This window comes from Streptacidiphilus sp. EB129, from assembly GCF_041262645.1.
Classification (GTDB): Bacteria; Actinomycetota; Actinomycetes; order Streptomycetales; family Streptomycetaceae; genus Streptacidiphilus.
Genome location: NZ_JBGCCS010000008.1, coordinates 57,134 through 75,198, shown reverse-complemented (window position 1 = coordinate 75,198; position 18,065 = coordinate 57,134). Strand labels below are relative to the sequence as shown.

The following is an 18,065-nucleotide window of genomic DNA, read 5'->3' as shown; positions in this document are numbered from 1 at the left end:
GGATTACACCGAGCGTAGCCGTCGGCGTGACCGTCACCCAGCCGAGCCGAGCTGCTCGGTGAGGTAGCCGGCCGCGAGTCGGATCAGGCGGAAACGTTCCCGCTGCACGGTGAAGTCCCGCACCACGGACGACAGCCGCACATCGGCGTGCGGACGGCGTGCGAGCGCGATGTGCAGCCGGGCGGCCGAGTCCTGACCTGCGGTGTCGCGGTGCGCGTCGGCCAGCAGCAGGCGGACGGCGGAGGACGTGGCCGCCGTGGCGGCTCCTGTCGCGGAGTGCGCGGACGGGAGAGCAGGGGACGGAAGAGCAGGGGACGGAAGAGCAGCGGACGGGGTCAGTGCGTCGTAGGAGCCGCCGATGCCGGCGGCCGCGAGGTAGTCCTCGGGGTGCGCGATTTCGGTGCCGACTGCGCAGGCGGCGCCGCCGTCCAGACCCAGCAGTCCCCAGTAGCGGGCGGCGGACTGCACCCGGAAGCGGTCTGCCAGCGCGTGCCGCAGGGTGACGGCGTCGCCGAGCCCGGCCCCGCCCGGCCCCCGGTCACAGGCCGCCGTCGGCGTGACCGGGGCGACCAGCACGAAGGGCGTGGACCGTCCGGTGGTGACGGAGGCGGCAAGGGCGTCGAAGACGTCGTCCAGGTGCGCCTCGTCGGCTCGGACCAGCAGCACCGGCAGCAGGCCGGACCGGGCCGGGTACTGCTGCGGCAGCCACACCTGGACCCGCTGCGCGACGCCCGGCAGCTCGCCCTGCAGCAGTTCACCCCCGGACGGGTGGCCCGTCGTGACCAGCGCCGTCGTTGCGGACCCGGTCGCCACCGGCCGGGCGCCCAGGCCCGGATCGGCGGGAACGGTCCGGCCCGCGTTCGGCGTCGGCTGCTCGCCGCCGCCCGAGGCCACCATCCCGGTTCCGGCCGCGAGCACGGCCCCGACCACCAGCAGCGCGGCGCCGCCGCGCAACACCGTGCCCCGGTAGCGCGGCGTCAGTTCGTAGACCAGCCCCGCCCGTTGCCGCCGCCACGACGCCACCGCGCCACTGGCCAGCCACGCCGCCGTCAGCACACCCAGGACACCCGCGACCACGAAGGCCGCCCACCACACGATCACCTCGGTGCCATCCCCCGCGGCCCGGGCCAACCCCCACGTACCCGGTGAACTGTCACCCGAAAGGGGGACGAGGCGAGGCCCGCCCGCAGGTAGCCGCTCCGTGGCACCCCCGCAGCGGACACGGGAGCAGGACCGGCACGGGGGCGGACGGGCGCAGGTACGGGCGCGGGTACGGAGCAGGTACGGGTACGGAACGGGCACAGGTGACGGAACGGGCGCGGGCGGCACCGCCCCGGGGGGCGCGGCCTCGCGGGTGGTGTCAGCCCGCGCGCAGGGCCACCGTCATCGCCTCGACGGCGAGCAGCGGGGCGACGTTGCGTTCCAGCGCGGTTCGGCAGGTCAGCACGGCCTCGATCCGCCGTAGCGTGCCCTCGGGGGCCGACTCCTGTGCGATCCCCTCGATGGCCCCGCGCAGTTCCTCGTTGGACAGCTCCCCCACCGCGCCGAACTGGACCGCGAGCACGTCCCGGTAGAAGGAGGCCAGGTCGATCAGGGCGCGGTCCAGGGTGTCCCGCTGGGTGCGGGTGGCCCGGCGCTTCTGCCGGTCCTCCAGTTCCTTCATCGCCCCGGCGGTCCCGCGCGGCAGTCGGCCGTTGATCCCGGCGGCCGCGCCCAGTGCGGCCCGCATGTCTTCGGTCTCCTTGGCGTCGACCTCCTCGGCGACCTGCTTGGCGTCCTCGGCGGCGGCGTCGATCAGCTGCTGTGCACCGGCCAGGCAGGCACCCAGGTCACCGACGCGCAGCGGCAGCTTCAGCACCTCGGCCCTGCGGGCGCGCGCGGACTCGTCCAGGGCCAGCCGGTGGGCCCGGCCGATGTGGCCCTGGGCCGCCCGGGCGGCGAAGGACGCCATCGCCGGGTCGACGCCGTCCCGGCGGACCAGAACGTCCGCCACCGCGGCGACCGGCGGGGTGCGCAGCACCAGCAGTCGGCAGCGGGAACGGATCGTCGGCAGCGCATCCTCCACGGAGGGCGCGCAGAGCAGCCAGACGGTGCGCGGGGCCGGCTCCTCGATGGCTTTCAGCAGGACGTTGGCGGCGCCCTCGGTGAGCCGGTCGGAGTCCTCCACGACGATGATCTGCCAGCGCCCGCCGGCCGGGGACATCGACGCGTTCCGGACCAGGTCCCGGGTCTCCTTCACGCCGATGCTCAGCACATCGGTCCGCACGCTCTCGACGTCCGCGTGGCTGCCGATCAGCGCGGTGTGGCAGCCGTCGCAGAACCCGCAGCCGGGCACCCCGCCCAGCTCCAGATCCGGCGAGGTGCACTGGAGCGCGGCGGCGAAGGCCCGCGCGGCGGTGGCCCGGCCCGACCCCGGCGGACCGGTGAACAGCCAGGCATGCGTCATCCCGCCGGCGGCCGTATCGCCGCCCGCCAGTACCGCCCGGGCCGACCGGGCGGCGGCGACCAGCTGTTCCACCACCTGGTCCTGTCCGACCAGGTCGTCCCACACGCTCACGATTTCTCCGGTTGTCGCTGTGTGCCCACCGACGTGTGCCCACCGACGGAGCCTAGCCGCCGACACCGACAGCGGGCGTCACTGGCGCTGGGGGCCGGTCTCGCCCTCGTCGCCGTCCTGCCACTGGGACCACTCCTCTCGGGGGCCGAGCAGCTTGTCGGTCAGGGTGGGCAGGTCGTCCAGCGGGGTCTCCTCCGCCCAGTCGTACCGGCCGCGCCCCTGGGAGGCGGGTGCGGCCGGGTCGACCACGGGCATCTCCCTGGTGCGCTCGACCGGTGGCGTCGGCCGCGCCGCCGGCTGATCCCCCTCGGGGCGGAACAGCCAGTCGGGCACCTTGTCCTGCACGCTCTCGTCGCTGCGCGGCTTGGCGACGCGCCAGGACTTGGGCAGCCGCCGGGCGTCCCCGTCACCGGAGGACGCGGGACCGGAGGACGCGGGACCCGAGGAGGCAGCACCCGAGGACGCGGTACCCGCTGACCCAGCGCTCGGCGAAGCAGGGCCGGGCGACGCGGTGGATGAAGACGCGGGCGGCGCGGGGACCTTGGGCATGACCGTGGTGCGGTCCTCGGCTCCGTTGCCGCGACCGGTCTCGACGGCACGACCACGGGCCGGCGGCGCCGGGGCCACCGTCGGCATCACCGTGGTCTCGTCCTCCGGCTTCGGCGTGCGACGGGACGGCGGGGTGGCTCCGGCGGCAGGGGCAGGCGCCGCCGCGGGGGCGGTCGGCGGGGTCGTGGGCCTGGGCGGCAGCAGCGCGTCCGCACGGCGGATCGCCTCGGCCTGGACCTCGGGCGATATCACCTCGGTGGCGTCCTCGGCGATGGATGCTCCGCCGTCGGGGCCGGCGGCGGGCTTCGCCGCGGGCATCTCCCGGGTCGGGTCCTCGGCCCGGAGTTCCGCACCGGCCAACGCGGAGGCCTGCGCTGCGGCGGACGCCTCAGCGGCTGCGGCGGCTGCGGCTACCGCCGCCACCCGCTCCTCCTCCGCACGCCGCAGCGCCTCTTCGGCGCGACGGCGCTCGTCGGCACGCCGCTCGTCGCGCTGGCGCTCCAGCTCCGTCAGCCGAGCCGCCTCGGCCTCGGCGCGGCGGCGTTCGGCCTCCTCGGCGGCGCGGCGCTCGGCCTCCTGCGCTGCCCTGCGCGCCGCCTCGGCCTCAGCCGCCAGGCGGGCCTCCTCGGCGGCGAGACGGGCGGCCTCGGCCGCCTTGCGGTCCTCCTCGGCCTGCAGCGCCTTCTGCTTCTCTTCCTCCTGCAGCCGGAGCCGCTCCAGCAGCGCCTGCTTCTCCCGCTCGGCCTTCTCGGCCTCGGCCTTGAGCCGGGCCTCCTCGGCGATCCGCCGCTCCTCGGCCTCGCGGGCCAGCCGCTCCTGCTCGGCGCGGGCCTCCCGCTCCTGCTCGGAGAGCGGCAGCTCGCGGTCGAGCCGGTGCCGGATCGCGGTGGTGACGGCGGCGGGCGACTGCGCGGCGTCGACCACCAGGTAGCGCGCCGGGTCGGCGGCGGCGAGCGACAGGAATCCGGCCCGAACCCTGGCGTGGAACTCGGCCGGCTCGGACTCCAGCCGGTCCAGCGCCTCGGTGAACCGTTCCCGCGCCGCCGCCGGGTCGACGTCCAGCAGCACGGTGAGGTCGGGGACGAGCCCGTCGGTGGCCCAGCGCGAGATCCGGGCGACCTCGCTGCCCGCCAGGTCGCGGCCGGCGCCCTGGTAGGCGACGGAGGAGTCGGAGTAGCGGTCGGTGATGACGACGGCGCCGCGCTCCAGCGCCGGGCGGATCACCGTCTCCACGTGCTCGGCCCGGTCCGCCGCGTAGAGCAGGGCTTCGGCACGGTGCGAGATGCCGGTGTTGCCGACGTCCAGCAGCATCGCCCGGAGCCGCTGGCCGATGGCACTGCCGCCGGGCTCGCGGGTGACCACGACCTCGTGGCCCTTGCTGCGGATCCACTCGGCGAGTGCCTGGGCCTGGGTGGACTTCCCGGCGCCGTCGCCGCCCTCCAGGGCGATGAAGAAGCCGTGGCCGGCCCGGTGCGGAACCGGTCGCGGGCCGCCGCGCAGGGCGTCCCAGACCTCGCGGTTGAACGAGGCGACGCCGCGCCGGTCGTCCGCGCGGAGGTACACCGGCACCGCGAGGACCAGCAGCAACAGACCGACCAGGGCGAGCGCCAGCCCGGCGCCGTCGTGGTCGAAGCGGAGCGAGGAGGCGGACTGACGGCCGAAGGCGGCGCCGAGCAGCGGGGTGACGACCAGTGCGACCCCGACCGCGACCCGCAGCATGGCGTGCAGGTGCTCGGCGACCCGGGGCTGCCGGGCCTCCTCGGTCTCCAGGTCCAGCAGCACCCGCCCGGTCCTGATGGCGACCCCGGCGGCGATGCCGGCCGCGGTGATCAGCACCAGCGCCAGCACGTAGTCCCGGACCAGGCCGGCCAGCAGCAGCGCCAGCCCCGTACCGCCGAGGGCCAGCGGCAGCAGCCGGCGGCGGCCCAGGACGGGCAGCACCGAGGCGGCGACCCGCATGCCGAGCAATGGCGCGGCGGTCGCGGCCAGCACCATCAGGCCGTAGCCGACCGTGCCGGCCCCGGTGTCGGCGCTGTGCTGCAGCGCCACGGCGACGGCCGCGGCCATCGCGGCGGCGGCGCCGGCGACCGAGAAGCTGAAGACGACGGACGTGCCGGTACGGCCGCGCGGGCCCTTGAACGCGTCGGCCGCATCGGCCGCGGCGTCGGTGCCCCGGGTGGCGGCGACATCGGTGGGGGCGCGCAGCCCGGTCAGCGGGGAGCGCGGCGGTACGGGGGCGCCGGTGGCGCCGGGACGGGGCAGTTCCTGACGGAACAGCAGCACGACCGACGTGAGCAGGAAGCCGGCCGCGCCGAAGGCGGCGAGCGTGCCGGTGTGGCCGCTCAGCCAGCCGGCGCCGGAGGCGAGCCCGTTCTCGACCAGCGTGAGCAGCGCCAGCGCGGCCGCCGCCAGCGGTACGGCGGTGTAGCCGGTCCACAGATCGACGTGGCGCAGCACCGGACGCTGGTTCACCGGCGGCACGCCGGGGGCGGCGGTGGGCAGGAGTCCCTCGGCGACGGACTCCCTGGTGATCGTCCAGACCCGTTCGGCCGCACCGGTCAGGAAGACCGTCAGCAGCAGCCAGACCAGCGCGGTGGCCTGGTCCCAGACGATCCAGAACGGGGCGACGGCGAGCAGCGCGACCCGCAGCAGGTCCGCGCCGAGCAGCGTCCAGCGGCGGTCGACCCGCCGCAGCAGCTGCGCCAGCGGGTCCAGCAGCAGCGCCCCGAAGAACAGCGTCGCCAGCAGCCGGACTACGAAGACGGTGGCGATGGTGACCATCGCGCCCCGGTAACCGCCGCCGAAGGAGCCGTCGCTGTCGGCCGCGACCACGGCGAGGACGAGCAGCGTCAGCAGGCCGAGCCGGTCGCCGACGGTGCCGAACAGCTGCGCCTGCCAGAGCGCGCGGTACGGGCGTACGCGGAGCAGCGCCCTGGCTCGGTCGGAGGCGCTGCCGCCGGGCGTCACCGTCGCGACGGCGGGCACGGCCGAGTCCGCCGCCGGGGAGGCGCCCGGTACGGTCGCGTCTGGCTGCTGGTCGGGTCCGGGCTCGGCACTCGTCATAGCGGTCAGCCTATCCGGAGGGGCCGACACCACACCCCTGTGCGTCACGACGGCCCTGGTTCATGACAGAGCTGTGACCTGTGGCGCACCGAATCGGAGGCAATTGATCCGCTTTGCCACGGCCCGGCCACCGCGTCGGCACACCGGCTTCACCGCCGACCCGGGCCGAAGCCCGTTCCGCGCCCCCGGCGACCGAGCCCACACCGGGGTCCGTGGGGGAGCACGACCGGGAGACCGGGACGGGCGGGCGGCTGCGGTCCCCTGCCGCCGCGCGCCCGTCCCGGGGTGACCCGCCCTGCCTAGCCGGCCGGGGTGGACGCCGTCTCGGCCACAGCCGGATCGGCGGCCGCGGTCTTGCTCGCCGCCGTCTTGCTCGCTGCCGTCTTTTTGGCCGCCGTCTTGGCCGCGGTGGTGGTCTTCTTCGCCGCCGTCTTCTTCGCGGCGGTCTTCTTGGCCGCCGTCGTGCCGGTCGCGGCCTTCTTGGCGGGGGCCTTCTTCGCCGGGGCCTTCTTGGCGGTCTTCTTCACCGGCCCCTTGGCACGCTTCTCCGCCAGCAGCTCGTAGCCGCGCTCCGGGGTGAGCTCCTCGACGCTGTCGTCCCTGCGCAGCGTGGCGTTGGTCTCGCCGTCGGTCACGTACGGGCCGAAGCGGCCGTCCTTGACCACCACCGGGCGCTCGCTGACCGGGTCGGTGCCCAGTTCCTTGAGCGGCGGCTTGGCCGCGGCCCGGCCGCGCGCCTTGGGCTGCGCGTAGATCGCCAGCGCCTCCTCCAGGGTCACCGTGAACATCTGCTCCTCGTTCTCCAGGGAGCGCGAGTCGGTGCCCTTCTTGAGGTACGGGCCGTAGCGGCCGTTCTGCGCGGTGATCTCCACGCCCTCGGCGTCAGCGCCGACGGTCCGCGGCAGTCCGAAGACCTTGAGCGCGTCCTCCAGCGTCACGGTGTCCAGGGACATCGTCGACAGCAGCGACTGGGTCCGCGGCTTGACCGCGTTCTTGCCGGTCTTGGGCAGGCCCTCGGGCAGCACCTCGGTGAAGTACGGGCCGTAGCGGCCGTCCTTGGCGACGATCTCGTGGCCGCTGACCGGGTCCTGGCCCAGCTCGCGCACGCCGCTGGGCTTGGCCAGCAGTTCCTCGGCCAGCTCCGGGGTGAGCTCGTCCGGGGCCATCTCGTCCGGCACGTCGGCGCGCTGCTCGCCGCGCTCCACGTACGGGCCGTAGCGGCCGACGCGCAGCACGATGCCGCTGTCGCCGAGCGGGAAGGAGCTGATCTCCCGGGCGTCGATCCGGCCCAGGTCGGTGACCAGTTCCTTCAGCCCGCCGACGTGGTCCCCGTCACCGTTGCCGGCGTCGGCCGCGGCGGCGACCACCTCCGGCGCGCTGCCCTCGCCGTAGTAGAAGCGGCGCAGCCACGGCACCGACTCGCCCTCGCCCTGGGCGATGCCGTCGAGGTCGTTCTCCATCTTGGCGGTGAAGTCGTAGTCGACCAGCCGACCGAAGTGCTCCTCCAGCAGTCGGACCACGGCCAGTGCCAGGAAGGACGGCACCAGCGCGGTGCCCTTCTTGAACACGTAGCGGCGGGCCACGATGGTGTCGATGATCGCCGCGTAGGTGGACGGGCGGCCGATCTCCCGGTCTTCCAGCTCCTTGACCAGCGAGGCCTCGGTGTAGCGGGCCGGCGGCTTGGTGGCATGGCCGTCCGGGCTGATCTCGTCGGCCCCGAGGGTGTCCCCCTCGGCGACCGGCGGCAGCCGGCGCTCGCGGTCGTCCAGCTCGGCGTCCGGGTCGTCGCGGCCCTCGACGTAGGCCTTGAGGAAGCCGTGGAAGGTGATGATCTTTCCGGTCGCGGAGAACTCGGCGTCGCGGCCGTCGCTGGAGGCGCCCGCGACCTTGACGGTGACGGACTGGCCGACCGCGTCCTTCATCTGCGAGGCGACGGTGCGCATCCAGATCAGCTCGTACAGACGGAACTCGTCGCCGCGCAGCCCGGTCTCGGCGGGGGTGCGGAAGCGGTCGCCGGAGGGGCGGATCGCCTCGTGCGCCTCCTGCGCGTTCTTGACCTTGCCGGTGTAGACGCGGGGCACGTCCGGCAGGTACTCGCGGCCGTAGAGCTGCTCGACCTGGGCCCGGGCCGCACCGATCGCGGTGCCCGAGAGCGTGGTCGAGTCGGTACGCATATAGGTGATGAAGCCGTTCTCGTACAGCTTCTGCGCCACGTCCATGGCCCGCTTGGCACCGAAGCCCAGCTTGCGCCCGGCCTCCTGCTGCATGGTCGTGGTGCGGAACGGCGCGTACGGGGAGCGGCGGTACGGCTTTGACTCGACGCTGCGGACCCGGAAGGCGGTGTCGGCGAGCGCGGCGGCCAGCGTCCGGGCGCCCTCCTCGTCCAGGTGCAGGGTCTGGGCCGAACCGGCCTTGAGCTGACCGAGGGAGTCGAAGTCCCGGCCGGTGGCGACCCGGCGGCCGTCGACCGAGGACAGCCGGGCGCCGAAGGTGCCGGGGTCGCCGGCCTCGACGCCACGGCCGGAGGAGAACACGGCGGTCAGGTCCCAGTAGGACGCCGAGCGGAACGCCATCCGCTCCCGCTCGCGCTCGACCACCAGGCGGGTCGCCACGGACTGGACCCGGCCCGCCGAGAGCTTCGGCATGACCTTCTTCCAGAGCACCGGGGAGACCTCGTACCCGTACAGACGGTCCAGGATGCGGCGCGTCTCCTGGGCGTCGACCAGGCGCTTGTTCAGCTCACGGGGGTTGTTGACGGCCTCCCGGATGGCGTCCTTGGTGATCTCGTGGAACACCATGCGGTGCACCGGCACCTTGGGCCGCAGCACCTCCTGCAGGTGCCAGGCGATGGCCTCGCCCTCGCGGTCCTCATCGGTGGCGAGGAAGAGTTCGTCGGCGTCCTTCAGCAGCGACTTCAGCTTCGCGACCTGGGACTTCTTGTCGGCGTTGACGACGTAGATGGGCTCGAAGTCGTGCTCGACGTCGATCCCGAGCCGGCGCACCTCGCCGGTGTATCCGTCCGGTACCTCTGCTGCTGTGCCGGGGAGGTCGCGGATATGCCCGACGCTCGCCTCGACCACATATCCGGGGCCGAGGTAGCCCTTGATCGTCTTCGCCTTGGCCGGCGACTCGACGATCACGAGTCGCTGTACTTGGCGTGCGGTCTCGTTGGTCGGGGACACCTTCGCTCTTCTCTCCCGGTCGAGTGGGGGGTGGTGGGGGCCGCTCGCTCCACTACACGGCCCTGAGAGCGGAGTGTGACCGCACCCAGGTCCCCCTTGTCAAACGGACGAATCCGGATTTGTGCGCTCCGGGCTCCGACCGACGACTCTCGAACGGTAACCCGACAGGGGGTGTTCCCGCCGTACAGATCCCTGGCAACGGCCGATGCGAGGGGGCCTGTGGCGACTTCCGGGCAGCTCTGGGAGCCTCCGGCCGGACCATGGATCCCCGACCGGCCGAGAACAGAACCGGACACGCCGGATGATAGGACTGGCGCTCCGGGAGTTCGCGGACAGAACGACACCTTCGGCGTGTTCTGCGCCCATCCGGCCCCATCCGACCTGCCGTTTCTGCTAGCAAACGCCGGGATGCGCGGCCCCGGGCAGTGCCGGCTGCGGGCACGGGAACCGCCGGCGGAGGGAGCCCGGCGGGTCAGGAGAAGAGGCCGGCGAGCAGTGCCGCGCCGCAGACCACGAAAGCCAGCCCGAGCACGGCCCAGAAGACGTCGCTGCGGGCCTGCCCCACCCCGTTGACGGCAACCAGCGTGGGCCGGGCCGGATCGTAGGAGACCGGCACCAGGGAGTCGACCGCCAGCGCCGGAGTACGGCGGATGGTGGTCCAGCCACGGGGACGGGTGACCACCTCGCCGTGGCCCTCGACCTGGAAACCGAGCACCGGTGCGGTGTCCGGGTGGTCGGCGGCCGCGTCCGGGTCCACCAGCACGCGGGCCATCGCCGACACCCCGTTGCGGCGCAGCCCCCGGCGGGTCCGGATCTCGGCCGCGCACCAGGCCAGCACACCGGCCCCGAACAGCGTGAACCACGCTCCGGTGAACACGCTCAGTGGAGTCCCCACGCCGTTTTCGCCCCGCCCCAGTCGACCGCCCGGCAACCCAATCGGTAAGACCGTCAGATTGTCAGCAGACGGGCAACGCCGGGCGTCTCCCGGGCGACATGGAGATGAACGGAGGTATGCCGAGAGGCCGCGCCGACGGACCTCCCCAGGACGCGGACCGACGCGGGACCGCCCCTGTTGCGTGCCTCAGATCACACCGGGAGCGGCGGTCACCCGGCGTCCTGTTGCGGCTCCAGGAAGCCCTGTTCGACCAGCATCCGGATCTGCTCCGGGGTGCGGTCGCGCAGCAGCACCGGGTCCTCGTCGATCAGCCCGGCGATGGCGTCCAGGATCTCCCCGGCGGTGAGCGTCCCGTCGCACACCCCGGCGAAACCCGCGCCGACCGTGTCGACCTTCGTCGCCCGGCGCATTCCCCGGTTCTGACGCAGGATCACATGCTCCGGGTCGTCCGCTCCGGGCGAGCCGACCTGCTCCTGGACCACCTCGTCGGCGAGCCGGTAGCGGGCCGCCAGCAGCGCGGCGTCGTCGTGGTCGCGGAGGAAGTCCTGGCGGGCGAACCAGAGCTCGATCTGCGGGCCGAGCGGCTGCTCGACCGGGTGCGGCCACTCCTCGACCCGGACCACCGGGCGGGCGCCCTCCGGGGTCTTCCGCAACGTGATCCAGCCGAAGCCGACCCCTTCGACCTTCGCCGCCTCGAAGGCGTCCAGCCACTCGCCGTAGCGCGCGTCGTAGGACTCCCGGCTCTCCCGGTGGTCGCCGCCGTCCCGCAGCCACAACTCGGCGTACTGTGTCACGTCCTGGACCTCGCGCTGGACCACCCAGGCGTCGCAGCCGGTGCCCGCCGTCCAGGCGGAGACCCGGTCGCGCCAGTCCTCGCCGCGTACGTGCTGCCAGTTCGCGAGCAGCTGGCAGTAGCCACCGGGAGCCAGATGGCGCCCCGCCCCGGCGACCAGGCTGCGGCACAGGTCGTCCCCGGCCATGCCGCCGTCGCGGTAGGTGAACCGGCCGCCGGGGGAGATCACGAACGGCGGGTTGGAGACGATCAGGTCGAAGGTCTCCTGCTCCGCGACCGGCTCGAACAGGCTGCCCTGCCGGGTCCCGACGTTGTCCAGCCCGGACAGCGCCATCGTCAGTGCGGTGAAGTGCAGCGCACGGGGGTTCACGTCGGTGGCGACGACCTCCGCGCCGTGCCGCGCCGCGTGCACGGCCTGGACGCCGGACCCGGTGCCCAGGTCGAGCACCCGGTGGACCGGGCGGCGGACGGTGATGTTCGCCAGCGTGGTCGACGCCCCGCCCACCCCCAGCACGAGTTCGGCACGGGGCACGTCGGTGCGGGCGGCGGCGCCGATGCCGCCCGCACCGCCGACCGCGCAGCCCAGGTCGGAGACGATCCACGCGTCACCGGCCCGGCTGTCGCCGGCGATGTCGCTGGCGTAGGGGCGCACGTCCACGGTGGCCCTGACCTCGTCCCCGTCCCGCTCCAGCCAGCCGCCGGCCAGGCAGTCGTCGACCGGCAGCGCGGCACGGGCCGCCGCGTAGGGGACGGAGCGCTGCAGCAGGAACAGCCGCAGCAGCGTCTCCGCCGCGGAGCCGCCGCCGGTGACGCGCAGCGCCGGCACCGTCTCGCTGCGGGCGAGGGCGGCGTAGGCGGGGCCGCCGAGCAGCTCCAGGCAGCCGTCGGCGGTGAAGTCGGCGGCGCGGAAGGCTGCCCGGAGGCGGGCCGTCAGTTCGTGGTCGACGTCGGGACGGAGGGGCGCAGGCGCGGTGCTAGGTGTCACCGGGCCATTGTCCCCCTTCCCGACGCGACGGCGCGCGTGCCGCGCGACCCCCGCGTGCCGGTCGCCCACCGTCCGCCCGCGGCTCGGCGAAGCCCGTCAGTGGGCCGGGCCGGTCGCTGGGCGAGGCCAGTCAGCGGGTCGAGCCGGTCAGCGGGCGAAGCCGGTCAGCGGGCGATCCCGGTCAGCGGGCGAAGCCGACCAGTGGGCGAAGCCCGGTCGGTGGGCGGAGCCCGGTCAGTGGGCCGAGCCGGACGGGGACGGGGTGGCGGAGGGCTTGGCCGGGGCGGAGCCCGACGGCTTGGCCGTGGCGGAGGTGGAGGCCGAGGTCGACGTCGTCGCGGCGGGGGACCCGGTGGCCGCCGGGTCGGAGGCCCCCGGTGCGGTGGTGGAGCCGCCCGCCGGGCCGGCGTTCACGCTCTTGCAGGCGGGCTGCTTGGCGAGGGCCGTGCCGAGGTCCCCGGTCTGCAGCTTCTGCAGCGCCGCGGTGGACAGCTCGGACTGCTGCTGCACCTGGTCGCTGACGCCCTTCAGGCTCGCCGCGAACTTGGCCTGGTCGGTGACGTCCAGCGCCTGCACGGCCTGCTGCACCTTGGTGTAGCCGCCGGAGGCCTGGTTCAGTTCGCTGACGGCGTCCGCCTGGGTCTGCGCGCCGCTGTCGACCTTCGGTGCGCCGGCCTGCTGGACCGCCTGGGCCAGCTGCGTGTTGGCGGTCGCCAGGATCCCGAAGTCGGCTGCCAGCCGGGTCTGCAGATCCTTCGGGGTCTCCCCCGTCTTCACCGCGCCGGTGTCGGCCAGCGCGGTGTTCGCCTGCTGGATCGGGGTCTGCATGCCCCCGCACACCGACTTCGCCCAGGCGTCGAGCTGCGGGCCGTCACTGCTGCCGCAGGCGCTGGCGCCGAACGCGAGCACCACCAGCGGAGCCGCAAGTCCCAGCCACTTCTTCGTCACCACGGGTTCCTCTCCTCGCACGGGGCCGAGCGGCACCGGTCCGGCTTGGGAACCTACACGCCGTGGCACGACCGCGGCGCGCAGGCTAGCGTACCGACCAGTCGGGTTGGCGACGGTGAGAAGCCACACCCCCTGGAGTCCCTGGAGTGCCTGGAGGCCGCAGCATGCCCCGTACCACCGCGAACGCGCACGGGATCGAGCTGGAGTACGACACCTTCGGCGACCCGGCGGACCCGACGATGCTGCTGGTCATGGGCCTCGGGGCACAGATGACCGCCTGGCCCGACGGATTGTGCGAGGCGTTCGCCGGCCACGGGTTCCACGTGGTGCGCTTCGACAACCGCGACGCCGGGCTGTCCAGCCACCTGGACCACGCCCCGCAGCCCGATCTGGTCGCGATCATGCACGGCGACCCCTCCTCCGCCCCCTACCTGATCAGCGACATGGCGCAGGACGCGGTCTGGCTGCTGGACGCACTCGGGGTGGAGCGGGCGCACGTCGTCGGCGCGTCGCTGGGCGGCATGATCGTGCAGCAGCTGACGGTGGACCACCCGGACCGGGTGCTCAGCCTGTGCTCGATCATGTCGCGGCCCGGGGACCGGGCCAGCGGCAGGCCCTCCCCCGAGGCCGGTCAGATGTTGCTGCGTCCGCGCGCCCAGGACCGGGCCGGGGTGGTCGCGGCGCGGGTGGAGAGCTCCCGGCTGATCGGGTCGCCGGACTACCCGGAGGACCCCGCCGTGCTGCGGGTGCGGCACGAGGCCTCGTACGACCGCTCCTACCGGCCGGACGGCTTCGCCCGGCAGTTCGCCGCCGTCCTCGCCTCCCCGGACCGCACCGCGGGGCTGCGCGGGGTCACCGTGCCGACGCTGGTGATCCACGGCCTGGCGGACCCGCTGATCGACCACAGCGGCGGCGAGGCCACGGCGAAGGCCGTGCCCGGCGCGGGACTGCTGCTCCTCCCGGGCATGGGGCACGACCTGCCGCAGGCACTGTGGCCGACGATCGCTACCGCGGTCGCCGGCAACGCCTTCTCCCGCGACGGCGACCAGACGGCCGCCGACGCCTGATCAGGTGACCGAGGTGGGGTGCGGGGTGTCCTCGGCCCCCGCCCCGTCGTCGCCGTCCTCAGCGGCCTCGGCGCTCCCGGACCGGGCCGCCGGCACCGCTGCGGCGCCGGCGGCCCCGTCAGCAGCGGACCCGGCGCCGGAACCGGCAGCGGCACCAGCAGCGGCGGGCTCGGCCCCGACGGAGATGCCGCGCCGCTTGGAGATCCACACCGCGGCGACGATCACCGCCAGGCAGAGCACCGCGACACCGACCCGCAGCCCGACGTTGGCGTCCGCGCCGAAACTGAACTTCACGATGGCCGGCGCCACCAGCAGCGATACCAGGTTCATCACCTTGAGCAGCGGGTTGATGGCCGGTCCGGCGGTGTCCTTGAACGGGTCGCCGACAGTGTCGCCGATGATCGTGGCCTCGTGGGCGGCACTGCCCTTGCCGCCGTGGTGCCCCTCCTCGACCAGCTTCTTGGCGTTGTCCCAGGCGCCGCCCGAGTTGGCCAGGAAGATCGCCATCAGGGTGCCGGTGCCGATCGCCCCGGCCAGGTACGAGCCGAGCGCGCCGACCCCCAGCAGGAAGCCCACCGCGATCGGCGCGAGCACGGCGAGCAGTCCGGGGGTGGCCAGCTCCCGCAGCGCGTCCCGGGTGCAGATGTCCACCACCCGGCCGTAGTCCGGCAGTTCGGTCCCCTCCATGATCCCGGGCTTGGTCCGGAACTGCTCCCTGACCTCGAACACGACCGAACCGGCCGAGCGCGAGACCGCGTTGATCGCCAGCCCGGAGAACAGGAACACCACGGCCGCACCGAGCAGCAGCCCGACCAGGTTGTTGGGCTGGGAGATGTCCAGACTCAGGCTCAGCCCGTGGGCGGCCGAGCCGACCTGGGCCTCCGCGGTGGCGATCGCGTCGGTGTAGGAGCCGAACAGCGCCGTGGCGGCGAGCACGGCGGTGGCGATGGCGATGCCCTTGGTGATCGCCTTCGTGGTGTTGCCGACCGCGTCCAGCTCGGTCAGCACCTGGGCGCCGGCACCGGTCACGTCCCCGGACATCTCGGCGATGCCCTGGGCGTTGTCGGAGACCGGGCCGAAGGTGTCCATGGCCACGATCACCCCCACCGTGGTCAGCAGACCGGTACCGGCCAGGGCGACGGCGAACAGGGACAGCATCAGCGAGCCGCCGCCGAGCAGGAACGCCCCGTAGACCGCCGCGCCGATCACGACCGCCGAGTAGACGGCGGACTCCAGCCCGAGCGAGATGCCGGACAGCACGACGGTGGCCGGGCCGGTCAGCGAGCTCTTGCCGACGTCCATGACGGGGCGCCGGTTGGTCTCGGTGAAGTAGCCGGTGAGCTGCTGGATCACCGCCGCCAGCACGATCCCGATGGCGACGGCGACCAGCGCGAACACCCTCGGGTTGCCGGCGTGGCCGCTGATCTCGGCGGGCACGCCGTGCAGGTCGGCGAAACGACCCGGGAGGAAGGCGAAGACCGCCGCGACCACCAGCAGCAGGGAGAAGGCGGCGGAAATGAAGAACCCGCGGTTGATGGCCGACATGCCGCTGCGGTCACGGGTGCGGGGCGAGACGGCGAAGATGCCGAGCACGGCGGTGATGACGCCGATGGCGGGGACCAGCAGCGGGAACGCCAGCCCGTCGTCACCGAAGGCGGCCTTGCCGAGGATCAGCGCGGCGACCAGGGTGACGGCGTAGGACTCGAACAGGTCGGCGGCCATCCCGGCACAGTCGCCCACGTTGTCGCCGACGTTGTCGGCGATGGTGGCGGCGTTGCGGGGATCGTCCTCGGGGATCCCCTGTTCGACCTTGCCGACCAGGTCGGCGCCGACGTCGGCGGCCTTGGTGAAGATGCCGCCGCCGACACGCATGAACATGGCCAGCAGCGCCGCGCCGAAGCCGAAGCCCTCCAGCACCTTGGCGGCGTTCTCCTTGTAGATCAGCACCACGACCGAGGCGCCGAACAGGCCCAGCCCGACCGTGATCATCCCGACCACGCCGCCGGTACGGAAGGCGATCCGCATGGCCCGGTGCGAGACGCCCCGGATGTCCGGAGCCGCCTCCGCCGCGCCATCGGGTTGGGCGGCGTCGGGATCGGGGGTGGCCGCCCGGGCGGCGGCGGCGACCCGGACGTTGCTGCGGACCGCCAGGCGCATCCCGATGTAGCCGGTGAGCCCCGAGAAGCCGGCGCCGACCAGGAAGAACACCGAACGGCCGATCCGCTGGGACCAGTTGTCGGCGGGCAGGAGCAGCAGCAGGAAGACCACTGCGGTGGCGAACACCCCGAGGGTGCGGAACTGCCGGGCCAGGTAGGCGTTGGCGCCCTCCTGGACGGCGGCGGCGATGCGCTTCATGGCCTCGGTGCCCTGGTCGGCGGCGAGGACCTGACGCACCAGCAACCACGCCACCCCGAGGGCGGCGAGCGCGATGACGGCGACGATGACGACCACGGTGCGGCCGTCGCTGGTGAGAACGGCGGGAGCGGCGGTGAGTACGCGCCCCGACGTCGGTACCGATGGAGCACCGGAGAAGACGAGCCCGGCCATGCGTCCTCCTAGACGTCTGGCTCGTGCGCCGGGCGGGCGGCGAAGGGTGGTGCCGGTGGTGCGGTCCGCTCGGCTGCGCGGGCGAGGTGATGCCGTGTCATATCGCGGTGCCTTCAACACGGCAGGCCGCGATTCTAGGAATCACGGCCTGATCAAAACAGAGGAAGCGCAGGGATTAGCACATGAAACGCCAATATTTCCTTGATCCATGACCGATCGTCTGTTCTGGTGCGAAACGGACGTTTGACGGCATGGAAAGATGGACAGCCATGACCGAATGCGGCCATGGCCGCCCGGCGGCAGAGTGGCCGTGGGAGCCCTTCGAGCCCTACGGGTGCTGGCGGCGTCGTGCCGTCAGGGCAGCACGGGATGAACGGCCACCGGCCAGCTCATCCGGACCAGGCCGCCGTCCTCGTCGTTGCTGATGTCCAGGTCGTCGACGAGCCCGCTGATCACGGCCAGCCCCATCGCGGCCTCGGCGGTGTCCTCACCGTCGGAGTCGTTGTTGTGGCTGTCGGCACTGCCGTTGCGGCTGACGCTCTTCGCGCCGACACCGTCGCCGACCTCGATCAGGAACCGCTTCTCCTGCTCGACGAGTTTCACCCGAACGGCGTCGTCGATGCCGTTGCGGCGGTGCAGGCCGACGGCGCGCGAGCAGGCTTCGCCGACCGCGAGGCGCACCTCGTCGAGGACGGACTCGTCCACTCCCGCTCTTCGGGCGACCGCGGCAGCGACCAACCGCGCTGTCCGGACATGCTCCGGAAGCGCGCTGAATCGGAGTTCGACGGTGGCCATGGCTCTCCCCCTCGAAGGTTCATGCTTCTCCGGTCGACGCCGGCTCCGGTCGACGCCGTCTGTGGACGACGGGCGTCTCCGGACGGCGGCCGGCCCCGGGGCCCCAACGGGACCCCGGGCGTCGCGGTGACTGGCTCGGCGGGCAGCCGGGCGTCAGTCGGTCGCGGCGACGGCCTCGTCCACAGAACTGTGGATGGGGAACACCTTGGTGAGCCCGGTGATACGGAAAATCTTGAGGATCCGCTCCTGGTTGCAGACCAGACGCAGGGAACCCTCATGGGCGCGTACCCGCTTGAGCCCGCCGACGAGCACTCCCAACCCGGTCGAGTCCAGGAAGTCCACGCCTTCCATGTCCACGATCAGGTGGTAGTGACCCTCGTTGACGAGCTCGACGAGCTGCTCTCGCAGCTTCGGGGCGGTGTACACATCGATCTCGCCCCCCACCTCGACGACCGTGCGGTCGCCAACGGTACGGGTCGACAGGGACAGGTCCACGGAACCTCCAGCACCTTGCTCTCGCTCCACCACGCCCCACCGGGACGGGGAGCGCGTTGCCGCGATGGCATCGTTGCGATTCTTGGCCGATGTCGAGGCTGGTACCTCGATGTACGGCCGCGATGGCATTCAACCACTTACGACCAGGGCAGCACGACGCCTTAGGGCGAATCTCCACCGCTCTGATGA

Annotated in this window: 11 protein-coding genes; 1 reads left to right on the top strand and 10 read right to left on the bottom strand. The window is 73.3% G+C overall.

All coding sequences use genetic code 11. The features are described from left to right. Positions 1-33: 33 nt before the first annotated feature. The 7 genes from ABH925_RS12540 to ABH925_RS12510 form a co-directional block, all read right to left on the bottom strand. Entirely contained in the window at positions 34-1,101 is a 1,068-nt protein-coding gene (locus ABH925_RS12540; RefSeq protein WP_370147509.1) for a hypothetical protein, read from the bottom strand. A 259-nt stretch (positions 1,102-1,360) separates the two neighbouring features. After that, entirely contained in the window at positions 1,361-2,557 is a 1,197-nt protein-coding gene (locus ABH925_RS12535; protein ID WP_370147508.1) for a DNA polymerase III subunit delta', read from the bottom strand. 78 nt (positions 2,558-2,635) lie between these two features. Next, entirely contained in the window at positions 2,636-6,169 is a 3,534-nt protein-coding gene (gene tmk / locus ABH925_RS12530; RefSeq protein WP_370147507.1) for a dTMP kinase, read from the bottom strand. 299 nt (positions 6,170-6,468) lie between these two features. Beyond that, complete coding sequence (gene topA / locus ABH925_RS12525) at positions 6,469-9,351, bottom strand: type I DNA topoisomerase (protein WP_370147506.1); 2,883 nt, start codon at positions 9,349-9,351, stop codon at positions 6,469-6,471. A 472-nt stretch (positions 9,352-9,823) separates the two neighbouring features. Next, the gene (locus ABH925_RS12520; protein WP_370147505.1) at positions 9,824-10,228 is read right to left on the bottom strand and encodes a DUF3592 domain-containing protein; all 405 of its coding nucleotides are present in this window, start codon (positions 10,226-10,228) and stop codon (positions 9,824-9,826) included. A gap of 227 nt (positions 10,229-10,455) precedes the next feature. Next, entirely contained in the window at positions 10,456-12,024 is a 1,569-nt protein-coding gene (locus tag ABH925_RS12515) for a methyltransferase (RefSeq protein WP_370147504.1), read from the bottom strand. A gap of 234 nt (positions 12,025-12,258) precedes the next feature. Continuing rightward, a complete protein-coding gene (locus ABH925_RS12510) occupies positions 12,259-12,975 on the bottom strand; it encodes a small secreted protein (protein WP_370147503.1) in 717 nt (238 codons plus the stop codon). Positions 12,976-13,136: 161 nt separating this feature from the next. Here ABH925_RS12510 and ABH925_RS12505 point away from each other — a divergent pair, with 161 nt between their 5' ends. Further along, positions 13,137-14,039 (top strand): alpha/beta fold hydrolase, encoded by a 903-nt coding sequence (locus tag ABH925_RS12505; protein WP_370147502.1) that lies wholly within the window; start codon positions 13,137-13,139, stop codon positions 14,037-14,039. On the opposite strand, the gene ABH925_RS12500 is transcribed toward ABH925_RS12505, so the two are convergent. The 3 genes from ABH925_RS12500 to bldG all read right to left on the bottom strand — a co-directional run bounded on the left by ABH925_RS12500 (position 14,040) and on the right by bldG (position 17,876). Beyond that, positions 14,040-16,586, bottom strand: coding sequence for a sodium-translocating pyrophosphatase (locus tag ABH925_RS12500; RefSeq protein WP_370147501.1), 2,547 nt, complete (start codon positions 16,584-16,586; stop codon positions 14,040-14,042). A 354-nt stretch (positions 16,587-16,940) separates the two neighbouring features. Continuing rightward, positions 16,941-17,381 carry an ATP-binding protein gene (locus tag ABH925_RS12495; protein ID WP_370147500.1) on the bottom strand — a complete coding sequence of 147 codons (441 nt, stop codon included), beginning with the start codon at positions 17,379-17,381 and terminating at the stop codon, positions 16,941-16,943. 153 nt (positions 17,382-17,534) lie between these two features. Continuing rightward, positions 17,535-17,876, bottom strand: a complete 342-nt coding sequence (bldG, locus tag ABH925_RS12490) for an anti-sigma factor antagonist BldG (protein WP_030253930.1) — start codon at positions 17,874-17,876, stop codon at positions 17,535-17,537. Positions 17,877-18,065 lie beyond the last annotated feature (189 nt).